Origin of the sequence: Microbacterium sp. Yaish 1, assembly GCF_002245215.1 — a bacterium.
Taxonomy (GTDB): domain Bacteria; phylum Actinomycetota; class Actinomycetes; order Actinomycetales; family Microbacteriaceae; genus Microbacterium.
On sequence record NZ_NPMR01000002.1, the window covers coordinates 805,085 to 817,747 of the forward strand.

At 70.4% G+C, this 12,663-nt stretch carries 12 protein-coding genes; 4 read left to right on the forward strand and 8 right to left on the reverse strand.

Annotated elements, in window-relative coordinates; translation table 11 throughout:
- Window positions 1-82: 82 nt before the first annotated feature.
- Both mraZ and CI089_RS12965 read right to left on the reverse strand, forming a co-directional pair.
- Window positions 83-514, reverse strand: a complete 432-nt coding sequence (gene mraZ / locus CI089_RS12960; protein ID WP_023951570.1) for a division/cell wall cluster transcriptional repressor MraZ — start codon at window positions 512-514, stop codon at window positions 83-85.
- Between the two features lie 153 nt (window positions 515-667).
- The gene (locus CI089_RS12965) at window positions 668-1,039 is read right to left on the reverse strand and encodes a DUF3040 domain-containing protein (RefSeq protein ID WP_023951571.1); all 372 of its coding nucleotides are present in this window, start codon (window positions 1,037-1,039) and stop codon (window positions 668-670) included.
- Between the two features lie 68 nt (window positions 1,040-1,107).
- On the opposite strand from CI089_RS12965, the gene CI089_RS12970 reads away from it, so the two are divergent.
- Window positions 1,108-2,181, forward strand: a complete 1,074-nt coding sequence (locus tag CI089_RS12970) for a polyprenyl synthetase family protein (RefSeq protein ID WP_094261909.1) — start codon at window positions 1,108-1,110, stop codon at window positions 2,179-2,181.
- Between the two features lie 34 nt (window positions 2,182-2,215).
- Here CI089_RS12970 and CI089_RS12975 read toward each other — a convergent pair whose 3' ends face one another.
- On the reverse strand, window positions 2,216-2,566 hold the full coding sequence (locus CI089_RS12975; RefSeq protein ID WP_094261910.1) for an Rv2175c family DNA-binding protein: 351 nt from the start codon (window positions 2,564-2,566) through the stop codon (window positions 2,216-2,218).
- 138 nt (window positions 2,567-2,704) lie between these two features.
- Here CI089_RS12975 and CI089_RS12980 point away from each other — a divergent pair, with 138 nt between their 5' ends.
- Window positions 2,705-3,916: a muramidase family protein gene (locus tag CI089_RS12980; protein ID WP_256977975.1), complete on the forward strand. Its 1,212-nt coding sequence runs from the start codon at window positions 2,705-2,707 to the stop codon at window positions 3,914-3,916.
- A gap of 85 nt (window positions 3,917-4,001) precedes the next feature.
- Window positions 4,002-5,957, forward strand: a complete 1,956-nt coding sequence (gene pknB / locus CI089_RS12985) for a Stk1 family PASTA domain-containing Ser/Thr kinase (protein ID WP_094261911.1) — start codon at window positions 4,002-4,004, stop codon at window positions 5,955-5,957.
- Window positions 5,958-6,059: 102 nt separating this feature from the next.
- Here the strand turns inward: pknB and CI089_RS12990 are convergent, their stop codons facing one another.
- From CI089_RS12990 to CI089_RS13005, 4 genes are all read right to left on the reverse strand, one after another.
- On the reverse strand, window positions 6,060-6,704 hold the full coding sequence (locus tag CI089_RS12990; RefSeq protein WP_094261912.1) for a hypothetical protein: 645 nt from the start codon (window positions 6,702-6,704) through the stop codon (window positions 6,060-6,062).
- Between the two features lie 411 nt (window positions 6,705-7,115).
- Window positions 7,116-8,450 (reverse strand): class II 3-deoxy-7-phosphoheptulonate synthase, encoded by a 1,335-nt coding sequence (locus CI089_RS12995; RefSeq protein WP_094261913.1) that lies wholly within the window; start codon window positions 8,448-8,450, stop codon window positions 7,116-7,118.
- Window positions 8,451-8,496: 46 nt separating this feature from the next.
- A complete protein-coding gene (locus CI089_RS13000; protein WP_094261914.1) occupies window positions 8,497-9,189 on the reverse strand; it encodes a lysophospholipid acyltransferase family protein in 693 nt (230 codons plus the stop codon).
- Window positions 9,190-9,192: 3 nt separating this feature from the next.
- Window positions 9,193-10,125, reverse strand: a complete 933-nt coding sequence (locus CI089_RS13005; protein ID WP_094261915.1) for an ROK family protein — start codon at window positions 10,123-10,125, stop codon at window positions 9,193-9,195.
- Window positions 10,126-10,268: 143 nt separating this feature from the next.
- Here CI089_RS13005 and CI089_RS13010 point away from each other — a divergent pair, with 143 nt between their 5' ends.
- A complete protein-coding gene (locus CI089_RS13010) occupies window positions 10,269-12,104 on the forward strand; it encodes an AMP-dependent synthetase/ligase (RefSeq protein WP_094261916.1) in 1,836 nt (611 codons plus the stop codon).
- Between the two features lie 66 nt (window positions 12,105-12,170).
- Here CI089_RS13010 and def read toward each other — a convergent pair whose 3' ends face one another.
- Entirely contained in the window at window positions 12,171-12,662 is a 492-nt protein-coding gene (gene def / locus CI089_RS13015) for a peptide deformylase (RefSeq protein WP_094261917.1), read from the reverse strand.
- Window position 12,663: the final 1 nt, after the last annotated feature.

Below are 12,663 nucleotides of genomic sequence, written 5' to 3' on the forward strand. Positions count from 1 at the left end.
CCCGGAGCCCTGATCCCCCTCCGCTGCGACCTGACACCGGGGAAGTGCGTCAGGGCCAGCGGCTGAGGATCACGGCCACGGGTCAGAAGAGTCCGGGGATCACCTCCTGCTCCATGTCGGAGTAGGCGTCTTCGTTGCCGGCGGCGTAGGCGTTCCAGGCGTCGGCATCCCAGATCTCGGCGTGTGCGCCGACACCGGTCATCACCAGTTCGCGCCCCAGTCCGGCGTAGGTGCGCAGGTGCGGCGGCACGGTGATGCGGTTCTGGCTGTCGGGCTTCTCCGCGCTCGCGCCGGACAGGAACATGCGCTGGAAGTCGCGGGCCTGCTTGTTCGTCAGGGGTGCTTCACGGATGCGCTCGTACACGCGCTCGAACTCCACGGTGCTGAACACGTAGAGACACCGCTCCTGACCGCGCGTCACGACGACACCGGGGCCGAGGTCGTCGCGGAATTTGGCGGGGAGGATGACGCGGCCCTTCTCGTCGAGCTTGGGGGTGTGCGTGCCGAGAAGCATGGTGCTCCACCACCCCCTCCCGGCCCGTCGGTGCGCACCACTTTACTCCACTTTCCTCCACTTCACTATGGCAACGCCGCCCGTTCCTCCCCCCAGGGCACAAAAAAGAGCACCGACCCGGAGGTCGGTGCTCTGAAGGTGAAGCGGGATGCGTCAGCGTTCGCCGTTGCGACGATCCCATCGGTCGTTCATGCGATCCATGAAACTCGACGACCGAGCAGCGGGCTTTCGCGTGCCGGTCGTGGCAGTGGGGCGGCTCGCGGTCCCGTTGCGAGAGGGCGTCAGCGCCAGGACGACGCCGCCGACCATCACGAGGAAGGCGACGACACCGATCGCGATGATGCTGCTCGAGACGCCGGCGATCAGTCCACCGAGGCCGAGGAGGACGAGGACCGCGCCGTAGACGATGTTGCGGTAGCTGAGGGACTGGCCTTCGCGCGGAGCACTGACGACGTCTGCTTCATTGCGCATGAGATGGCGTTCCATCTCGTCGAGCAGCCGCTGCTCCTGTTCTGACAGTGGCATGCATCCCCCTCTGTTCGGGTACCGGTGCGCCCGATTCTACGCGCGCTGATGAGAACTAGGCTAGGCCTGTGACGAGCTCCACCGACCCGATCTCGACCGTTTCCCAGCGACTGGAAAGCTTCGCGTCGGATCGGCGGGCCGAGGTCGTCGATCTCGGGGCCGAAGCGGCCGATTTCGTCGACCGCGCCCTCGCCACCGTCGCCGGCGGCAAGCGACTGCGCGCCCGCTTCCTCGCGGCCGGTCACGCGGCAGCCGGCGCCTCCGCCGCCCACGCCGACATCGCGGGCGTCGCCGCGTCCCTGGAGATCTTTCACGCCGCCGCATTGGTGCACGACGATCTCGTGGACAACTCCGACACACGGCGCGGGCGACCCGCCGCTCACCGGGCTCTCGAGGACGCGCACCGACGTTCCCAGTGGCAGGGTGACGCCGACGCCTTCGGGCGCGCTGCCGCGATCCTGCTCGGCGATCTGCTGATCGCCTGGAGCGATGACCTCCTCGAGGACGCCATCGACGGGCACCCGAACGCGTCTGACGTACGCCGCCAGTACGCGACCATGCGCCGCGACGTCACCGTCGGACAGTACCTGGACGTCGCCGAGGAAGCGGCCTGGGCCACGGCGCCCGACGCCGACCACGCCGCCCGCGCTCTGCGCGTGGCGTCATACAAGTCGGCCCGGTACAGCGTGCAGCAGCCGCTGCTGATCGGCGCGGCGCTCGGTGGCGCCACCCCGCCGCAACGCGAAGCCCTCGCCGATTTCGGTCATGCCGTCGGGCTCGCCTTCCAGCTGCGCGACGACGTGCTCGGAGTCTTCGGCGACGCCGCGGTGACGGGAAAGCCCTCGGGCGATGATCTCCGCGAGGGCAAGCGGACCGTTCTCATCGCGTACGCCCGCGAAGCGATGGACGACGAGGGTCGGGCGGATCTCGACGCGGCGCTCGGCGACCGGACGCTCGATGAGGCGACCATCGCGCGCCTGCAGAAGGTCATCGAGGACAGCGGAGCGATCCGGCGTCTCGAGAGCGAGATCGATCGGCTCTCCGCCGCGGCCGATACCGCGCTGGAGAACGCTCCGATCGGGGAGCCCGAGGCCGCCGCGCTCCGCGAGATCGCCGACGCGGCGATCCGTCGGTCCGCCTGACCCGCGCGTCGGAGCGGCGACCGCCCCGACGGGCTCAGGCAAGGGTCTGGGCGACCCTGCGCACCTCGCTCTTGCGTCCGGCTCGCAGCGCGGCGATGGGTGCCGCGCCGATCGAGTCCTCGGTGGCGAACAGCCAATCGATCGCCTCGTCATCCGAGAATCCGGCGTCGTGCAGCACGGTGATGGTGCCGCGAAGCGACGAGAGCGGCGCGCCGTCGAGGAAGAACGCCTCGGGAATGCGGAGCGTGCCGTCGCGACGCGACCCGATGAGGTGATTCTCATCCAGGAGACGACGGACGCGGCTGAGCGTCTCGCCCGTCAGGTCGACCACCTCGGGCAGCGTCAGCCAGGACAGGGGAACGACGGGGTAATCGGGAGTGCTCACCCCTTCACTATGTCACCTCCCACCGGAGCCACGGGGCGTCTCTTCGGTCGCTTTCACACCAGTCACAGCGGTCACTTCGGTTGACACCTCTCACAGCGGCATGTCAGCGTTTCGGAGACCTCCGAGAAGGGACCCTCCGTGCGCCGCGACTCGATCTCTCCCCCGCACCGTCCGCGACCCCGCCTGCGCGGCGCCGTCGCGCCCGCCGTCGTCGGGTCCATCGCCCTGAGCCTGACGGCGCAGCCCGCCGCCGCGGCGCCGATGACCGACACCGCGCATCGGGATGCGGCTCCCGGTGCCTCGTTCCGGGCCGCTCCCGCGGCCGCCGGCGCGGCGCGTCCGCTCTCCGCTCGACCGGCTGAGCACACCGTGGTCCTCGGCGACACCATCAGCCGGATCGCGTCCGCCTACGGGCTCCGCACGGTCGACCTCCTCGCGTGGAACGGCCTGGACTGGTCGTCCGTCATCCGCCCCGGTGACCGCATTCGGCTCAGCCCGGACTCCTCCGGCCCCGCGGCCCCAGCGGTGGCGCCCGCCACGCAGAACGCACCCGCGGGAAGCATCCACACCGTCTCCGCCGGCGACACGCCCTGGTCGATCGCTCGGACGCACGGCATCGGCGTCGGCGCGCTGCTCGCGGCGAACGGGCTCGACGACGGCGCCGTCATCTTCCCCGGGCAGACGCTCATCATCCCGGCATCCGTCGGCGCGGCCCCGGCCCCCGCGGCCGCAGCGCCCGCGACCCCGATCGCCGGCACGGCCCACACCGTCGCCGCCGGCGACACCCTCTCGGCGATCGCGAGCGCTCACGGCCTGGGCCTCGATGCGCTGCTCGCCGCGAACGGGCTCGACCGCGCCTCGATCATCTACCCGGGACAGGAACTGGTGATCCCCGGAGCCGCGGCCACGCCCGCCGTCCAGACCGCGGCGCTCCCCGACCTGGGTCTCGACGCGGAGCAGATCGCGAACGCCCGGCTCATCATCCAGGTCGGCCGAGAGCGCGGCGTCCCCGACCGCGGGATCGCGATCGCCCTCGCGACGGCGATGGTCGAGTCGTGGATCCGCAACCTCGACTGGGGCGACCGCGACTCGCTCGGCCTCTTCCAGCAGCGTCCGAGCACCGGCTGGGGAACTCCCGACCAGGTCCGGGACCCCGCGCGATCGATCGCGGCCTTCTACGGCGGCGCCGCCGACCCCAACGGCACGGCGACCCGAGGGCTGCTCGACATCCCCGGCTGGGAGAGCCTCTCGTTCACCGATGCCGCGCAGGCCGTGCAGATCTCCGCGTACCCCGACCGCTACGGCGAATGGGAGCAGCAGGCCTATCGCTGGCTCGCCGCGCTCGGCTGACTCCGAAGCATCGGGAAGCATGTCGCGGACGTCCGGGGGTGAGCCGTTGCCCGGGCTCGCAGCATCCGCTCCGTAGAATCGCTCCGTGAGCATGAGCCAGCAGACCGACCCGCTGATCGGCCGACTGGTCGACCAGCGGTACCGCGTCCGCGCTCGCATCGCCCGCGGCGGAATGGCGACGGTGTACGTCGCGACCGACCTCAGGCTCGAACGCCGCGTGGCCCTGAAGGTCATGCACGGGCATCTGTCGGACGATTCGGTCTTCCAGAGCCGGTTCATCCAAGAGGCGCGCTCCGCCGCCCGGCTCGCCGACCCTCATGTCGTGAACGTCTTCGACCAGGGTCAGGACGGCGAGATGGCCTACCTGGTGATGGAGTATCTGCCGGGCATCACGCTGCGCGAGCTGCTGCGCGAGCAGAAGCGGCTGACCATCCCCCAGACGATCACGATCATGGATGCCATCCTGTCGGGTCTCGCCGCCGCCCACCGCGCCGGGATCGTGCACCGCGACGTCAAGCCGGAGAACGTGCTGCTGGCCGAGGACGGCCGGATCAAGATCGGCGACTTCGGGCTCGCGCGGGCGACGACGGCGAACACGGCGACCGGTCAGATGCTCCTGGGCACCATCGCCTACCTCGCGCCGGAGCTCGTCACGCGGGGCACCGCCGATGCCCGCAGCGACATCTACGCCCTCGGCATCATGCTCTACGAGATGCTCGCCGGCGAGCAGCCTTACAAGGGCGAGCAGCCGATGCAGATCGCCTACCAGCACGCGACCGACTCGGTGCCCCGCCCGAGCGCGAAGAACCCCGGTGTCCCCGAACAGCTCGACGAGCTGGTGCTGTGGGCGACCGAGCGGGAGCCCGACGAGCGTCCCCTCGACGCGAAGGTCATGCTCGAGCGGCTGCGCGAGATCGAGCGCGAGCTCGGCGTCTTCCCGCAGGTGGTGCGCACCGCGCCCTCGGGCGCGCCGGCGGTCGTCATCGACGACGACGGGGAAGGATCGGGCGAGCTCACGAAGGTCATGCCCGGCACGTTCACGGCGCCGCCGGTGACCACCGATGTCGACAACGCGACGCGATTGCGCCGCCTCACCCGCCGAAATCGGGCGAAGGGCGCCTGGCTCGTCACCATCGTCCTCCTGCTCGCAGCTCTCGCCGGCGGCACCGGGTGGTGGTTCGGCTCCGGTCCGGGGTCGCTCGTCGCCGTACCCGACGTGCGCGGCACGACCTTCGCCGAAGCCCAGACCGCCATCCTCGCGCAGGGCCTGCGAGCGGAGGAGACCGGCGAGAACAGCCTCGATGTCGCGGAGGGGCTCGCGATCCGCACCGACCCCGACCCCGGCGCGCGGCTCGATCGCGACGCGATCGTGACCGTGGTCATCTCGCGGGGTCCCGCTGAGGTGTCGATCCCGGCCCTCGCGGGCCAGACCGAGCAGGCGGCCCGCGAGATCCTGCGGCAGAACGTCGTCGCCGTGTCCAACGACGCCGACGCGGAATTCGACCCGGATGTCGCCGCGGGCACCGTCATCCGCGCCTCGGCGACCCCGGCGGGAGGCGGCGATCCCGTCGACTGCTCCGACGGCTGCACGCTCCGCCAGGGAGACTCGGCCAGCCTGCTCGTGTCGCGCGGGGCCGTGCCGGATGTCTCGGGCCAGAGCGTCGACCGGGCGACCGCCACCCTCACCGACGCCGGCCTCGAGGTGTCGGGCGACACCCGCGCGCAGTCGAGCGATCGCATCGCCAAGGGCGATGTCATCGGAATCGCCGACCGCGGCGAAGAAGGCAATTGGCGGCCGGGCGACACCGTGACCCTCATCGTCTCGAGCGGACCCCCGCTGTTCGATGTGCCGAGCGTCGTCGGCCAGACGCGCGATGCAGCCGCCAAGACGCTGCGCGACGCCGGGTTCGAGGTCAGCTTCTCGGCTCTGTGGAACATCTGGCCCGACGGGCTGACCAAGGTCACCGCCCAGGACCCCGCCGGCGGCAGCAAGCACGTGCGCGGCACGACCATCACCCTGCAGATCACCGCGACCGGCTGAGCCCGTCGGTCCTTCCCGGCCCCACGACCGCGAGGACGCGCATTCGCACGGTGTGGACGGCTCCGAACCGTGCGGTTGCGCATCTTCGCCGTCGACGACCCCTCAGGCGAGAGCTCTGCGGATGCGCGCGGCCAGCGCCCGGGCATCGCCGTCGAGGTCGGCGGCCCCGACGAGGATGACGCGGTACCCGGCATCCTCGAGAAGCTGCACGCGCGTGAGGTCCTCGAGCCATCGTCGCCGCGACGAGCGATGCTCGTCCCCCTGGTACTCGAGCAGCACACGATGCTCGGGCCAGCCCAGGTCGGCATGCCGCACGCCGGCAGCCGTGCGGACCGCGACCTGCACCCGCGGTTCGGGAATCCCCGCGTCGACGAGCGCGACGCGCAGGAGCGACTCCTGGGGCGAGTCCACCGGCGAGCGGGCACGGTCGAGCGCAGCTCGCAGCAACCGGGCTCCGCGCGCGCTTCCTCGGGCGACGACGGCCGCCTCCAGTTCGGCGCGCGTCGCGAGAGGACGCGTGCGACCTCGCTCGCCCCGCCGGCCGCTGAGCAGGAAGTCGGCCGTCGCGACGAGCCATCGCCCGGCCAGGGGCTGCCGACCGGCCGCGAGCCGGCACCACGTCTCGGTCGGCGACAGGACGGGCACACCGTCGACGAACCGGCGTTCGAGGACGAGTCCCGTCCGAGATCCGATCACGCCGGGTCGCCGCATCGCTGCTCCCCCGCCCGCCGTGATCACCTCGAGCATCGGCGGCGTCGAGGCCCGGGGCAACGGCATCCCCCACAGAGCGGCGGCCGTGCGCCCGGAGAACAGCTGCTCCGGACCGAGCGCGGGCAGGAGCAGGCGGCAGCGCCCGACCGTGTCGCCTCGTCCCCGGCATCGAGCGCCGCGTAGATCCCGTGGTGCGGATGCCGCAAATCGGCGGCCCGTAGCCTGCCGCGGCTCACGCCGGACGCGCGAGCCTCGACCGTGGCGAACGCTTGCCGGGCAATGGGTCGTGGCAGCGGGGCTCGGCGGTTCACCCGCCCACCATCACCCGCCGGCCCCGCTGATCCCGCACTCTCCACAGCCCGAAACGGCGAGAGCGCACATCTGCACGGTGGGGAGACCCCGTAACCGTGCAGACGTGCGCTCTCGCGGGCCTCGGCGAGCCGAAACTCAGCGCTTCTCGAGCTCCTCGGCGACCAGGAAGGCCAGTTCGAGGCTCTGCATGTGGTTCAGCCGCGGGTCGCACAGGCTCTCGTAGCGTGTGGCCAGCGTCGCCTCGTCGATCATCTCCGAGCCGCCGAGGCACTCGGTGACGTCGTCACCCGTGAGCTCGACGTGGATGCCGCCGGGGAACGTCCCCACGGCCCGGTGCGCCTCGAAGAAGCCGCGGACCTCGTCGACGACGTCGTCGAAGCGACGCGTCTTGTAGCCGGTGGGCGTCGTGATGCCGTTCCCGTGCATCGGGTCGGTGACCCACAGCGGCGTCGCACCCGAGTCCTTCACGGCCTCGAGCAGCGGCGGCAGGGCGTCGCGGATCTTGCCCGCACCCATGCGCGTGATGAAGGTGAGGCGGCCCGGCTCGCGCTCGGGATCGAGCTTGTCGATCAGCGCCAGCGCGGTGTCGGTCGACGTCGTCGGGCCGAGCTTGACACCGATGGGGTTGCGGATCTTCGAGAAGTAGTCGACGTGGGCACCGTCGAGGTCGCGGGTGCGCTCACCGATCCACAGGAAGTGCGACGACGTGTTGTACGGCGTGTTCGTCCGCGAGTCGATGCGCGTCATCGGACGCTCGTAATCCATCAGCAGGCCCTCGTGGCCCGTGTAGAACTCGACGCCGCGCAGCTCGTCGAAGTTGGCCCCTGCCGCCTCCATGAACTTGATGGCGCGGTCGATCTCTCCCGCGAGGCCCTCGTAGCGGGCGTTCGCCGGGTTCGATGCGAAGCCCTTGTTCCACGAGTGGACTTCGCGCAGGTCCGCGAACCCACCCTGCGTGAACGCCCGGATGAGATTGAGCGTCGACGCCGCCGTGTGGTAGCCCTTGAGCAGCCGGGCCGGGTCGGGCTGGCGCGAGGCGGCGGTGAAGTCGTAGCCGTTGACGATGTCGCCGCGGTACGCGGGCAGCGTGACGTCGCCGCGGGTCTCGGTGTCGCTCGAGCGCGGCTTGGCGAACTGACCGGCCATGCGGCCCATCTTCACGACGGGCATCGAGGCGCCATAGGTCAGCACGACCGCCATCTGCAGCACCGTCTTGATGCGGTTGCGGATCTTCTCCGCGGTCGCGCCGGCGAAGGTCTCGGCGCAGTCACCGCCCTGGAGGAGGAAGGCTTCTCCGGATGCCGCGCGCGCGAGGCGCTCGCGGAGGATGTCCACCTCACCGGCGAAGACGAGGGGCGGGAGCGTCGCGATCTCGGCCGACACCGCAGCCACGGCGTCGGGGTCGTTCCACGCCGGCTGCTGCTTGATGGGAAGATCGCGCCACGTGTCGAGTGAATCCAGCGTAGGCACGCGCCAAGTCTAGTGCGCGGCCGACACCGCGCCGGTCGTGTGACGCTCAGTCCTGCTGCTGCTGCGCTGCGCGTTCCTTGACCGACGACGCGTAGACGTCTTCGTACTGCTGCTCACCCAGACGCTGGAGCGCGACCATGATCTCGTCCGTCACCGAGCGCAGCACGTAGCGGTCACCTTCCATCCCCTGGAAGCGCGAGAAGTCGAGCGGTTCGCCGATGACCATTCCCACACGTCCGACCCGCGGGATGCTGCGTCCGATGGGCATGACCGCATCCGTGTCGACCATCACGACGGGGATGACGGGGACGCGGGCCTCGAGCGCCATGCGCGCCAGGCCCGTGCGCCCGCGGTAGAGCTTGCCGTCGGGGCTCCGCGTGCCCTCCGGGTAGATCCCGAGCAGATCACCGCGACCGAGCACCTGGAGCCCCGTGTTGAGCGAGGCCTCGGAGGCTTTGCCCCCGGTGCGGTCGATGGCGATCTGACCGGTCGCCTTCATGAACATCCGAGTGGCCCAGCCCTTGAGGCCCGTGCCGGTGAAGTAGTCGCTCTTGGCGAGGAACGACATCGGCCGGTCGATCATGAGCGGCAGGAAGATCGAGTCACTCACCGACAGGTGGTTGCTGGCGAAGATCGCGGCGCCGGATGCCGGGACGTTGCGGCGACCCACGATCCAGGGGCGGAAGATCGCCTTCACGACGGGTCCGATGAAGATGTACTTCATCAGCCAGTAGAACACCGGTCACCGCCCCCCGGCCAGATCGGCCACGCCGATCAGACCCGCGTCGTTACCGAGGGTCGCGATGGCGAAGTCGGCCGGAGCCGCGTTCTCGCCACCCGGCAGGGCGCCCCGGTAGGCGGCCCGGACGGGCGCGAGCAGCGTCTCGCCGAGCTGCGCGACGCCACCGCCGATGACGAAGATCTCGGGGTCGAGCGTCGCCTGGAACCCGCCCGCCGTCTCACCGAGCGCCGTCGCGACCCGCTGGAGCGCAGCAAGCGCTCCGGGGTCGTCGGCGAGGATCAGGCGGGAGATCGCGTCGCCCGGGATCGAGCCGTGCTCGTCGCGCACCTGCGCGAGACCGGCGCCGAGCTCGGGGTCGTCGGCGATCGCGATGGCCTCGCGCTGCAGCGCGCGTCCCGAGGCGTACTGCTCGAGGCATCCCTGCAGTCCGCAGCCGCACAGCCGGCCCCCGCGCTCGAATCGCACGTGACCGAGCTCTCCCGCCGCTCCGCGCCCGCCGATGAGGAGCTGCCCGTCGATGATGACTGCTCCCCCGACACCCGTGCCGAGCGTGAGCATGACCATGTTCGAGCTGCCGCGGCCGGCGCCGAACCGGTACTCGGCCCACCCGGCGGCGTTCGCGTCGTTCTCGAGCACGACGGCGACGCCGACCCGAGCCTCGAGCTCGGCACGCAGCGGGTGCTCCACCCAGTCGATGTTGGGCGCGTGACGCATGATCGAGCGCGTGCGATCGAGGAAGCCGGCGGCGGCGACCCCGACCGCGGTGACCTCGTGGGATGCGCGGAAATGCCTCACCATGTCGGCGACGGCGTCCGCCAGCGCGTCGGTGTCGGCGGGGGTGTCGACGCGGATGCGGTCGACGATCGTCCCGTCGGCGGAGACGACACCTCCGGCGATCTTGGTTCCGCCGATGTCGATGCCGATGTTGAGCACGCGTGGTCCTTTCCGTCGGCCGTCCGCCGGCGACCCGGAAAGTCTAATGGGGCGCCGCCTCGGCGCGCGGGCTCGGCGACCGGGCGACAGATAGAGTGTGTTTACCCTGCCAGACGCTTCCGGTACCGAAGGAGTTGCCGCCCATGAGCGCCGTCCAGTTCGAAGTCCCCGCCGTCGTTCCAGCCGATCCTGACGCGAACATCACCGATCTCCTCGTCGACCGGGTCGCTGCCACCCCGTCGCGAGCGCTCTTCGCCGTGCCGCACGACGGCGCCTGGCGAGACATCTCCGCGGCCGAGTTCCAACGCGAGGTGATCGCGCTCGCGAAGGGGCTCGTCGCGGCGGGCGTCGAACCCGGCGACAAGGTCGCGTTCGTGGCGCGCACCACCTACGACTGGACGCTCGTCGACTTCGCGATCTTCTTCGCCGGTGCCGTCATGGTCCCCGTCTACGAGACGAGCTCGGCGTCGCAGATCGCCTGGATCCTCAGCGATTCGGGCGCCACGTTCGCGATCGCGGAATCCGCCGACCACGCGGGACGCATCGACGAGATCCGTTCGACGGTCCCCCTCGTCCGCGAGGTGTGGGTGATGGCGTCCGGAGACCTCGACAGGCTGCGCTCGGGCGGCGGTGACGTGCCCGACGAGGAGATCGAGCGGCGACGCAACCTCGCCGTGGGCTCGGACATCGCGACGCTCATCTACACCTCGGGATCGACCGGACGGCCCAAGGGCTGCGTCCTGACCCACAGCAACTTCGTCGAGCTGGCCCGCAACTCCGGCGAAGCCCTCAAAGAGGTCGTCAACCACCCCGGCGGAGCATCGACGCTGCTGTTCATCACGACCGCGCACGTCTTCGCGCGTTTCATCTCGATCCTCAATGTGCACGCCGGGGTCAAGACCGGGCATCAGCCCGATACCAAGCAGCTGCTCCCCGCTCTCGGAACGTTCCAGCCGACCTTCCTGCTGGCCGTGCCTCGCGTGTTCGAGAAGGTCTACAACTCCGCCGAGCAGAAGGCCGAGGCAGGGGGCAAGGGCAAGATCTTCCGCGCCGCCGCGCAGGTCGCGATCGACCACTCGCGCCTACAGCAGGAGGGGAAGAGCATCCCGCTGCTGACGAAGCTGAAGTTCCGCCTCTTCGACAAGCTCGTCTACGGCAAGCTCCGCGCCGCCATGGGCGGCCGCGTCACCTACGCCGTCTCGGGATCCGCTCCCCTGGGTCCGCGCCTCGGCCACTTCTTCCACAGCCTCGGTGTCACGATCCTCGAAGGCTACGGACTCACCGAGACGACGGCCCCCGCGACGGTCAACCTCGCCACGAAGTCCAAGATCGGCACCGTCGGTCCGGTCCTGCCCGGTGTCGGGGTCCGCCTCGGCGAGGACGGCGAGGTCGAGGTGCGCGGCATCAACGTGTTCGCCGAGTACTGGCGCAACCCCGAGGCCACCGAGGCCGCCTTCAACGATGGCTGGTTCAAGACGGGCGACATCGGATCGTTCGACGACGAGGGCTTCCTCACGATCACCGGTCGCAAGAAGGAGATCATCGTCACCGCCGGCGGCAAGAACGTCGCACCGGCCGTGCTCGAAGACCCCATCCGCGCCAACCCGATCGTCGGTCAGGTGGTCGTCGTGGGCGATCAGAAGCCGTTCATCTCCGCGCTCGTCACGCTCGACCCGGAGATGCTGCCGACCTGGCTGACGAACAACGGCCTCGCGGGCGACATGTCGCTCGCCGAAGCGGCGAAGAACAGCCAGGTTCGCGCGGAGGTCCAGCGCGCGATCGACGAGGCCAACCGCAACGTCTCTCGCGCCGAGTCGATCCGCAAGTTCACGATCCTCGACACCGAATGGACCGAGGCCAGCGGCCACCTGACGCCGAAGATGAGCATCAAGCGCAACGTCATCCTCACCGACTTCTCGGAGGAGATCTCGGCGATCTACGACGAGCCGGTCAAGACGAGCAACGTCCCGCTCGGATGACCGGATGACGCGGAAGCGGGGCCCGGCTGGTGGATCACCGGCCGGGCCCCGCTTCAGTATGAGGGGTCAGAACCAGGACGACTCGCGTACCTCGCGCATGGCGATCCGCCGCTCGGCGGGCGAGAGCCGGTCGAGGTACAGGATGCCGTCGAGGTGGTCGCACTCGTGCTGCAGCGCTTGAGCCATCAGCCCCTCGCCCTCGAGGACGATCTCGTCGCCGTCGAGATCCATGCCCACGGCGCGCGCGTACGGGTGCCGGAGCGTGTCATGCCAGAGGTTGGGCACCGACAGGCAGCCCTCGCCGATGAGCGACGGCTCGCCGGAGACCTCGACCAGTCGCGGGTTGAGGATGTAGCCGATCACCCCGTCGACGTTGTAGCTGAACGCGCGCAGCCCGACCCCGATCTGCGGGGCCGCCACGCCGGCGCGGCCGGGCAGCTCCACCGTGTCGAGGAGATCCTGCACGAGCGAGCGCACACCGTCGTCGATCGCCTGGATGGGCGCCGCCGCCGACTTCAGGACGGGGTCGCCGAAGAACCGGATCGCGCGAACCGCCATG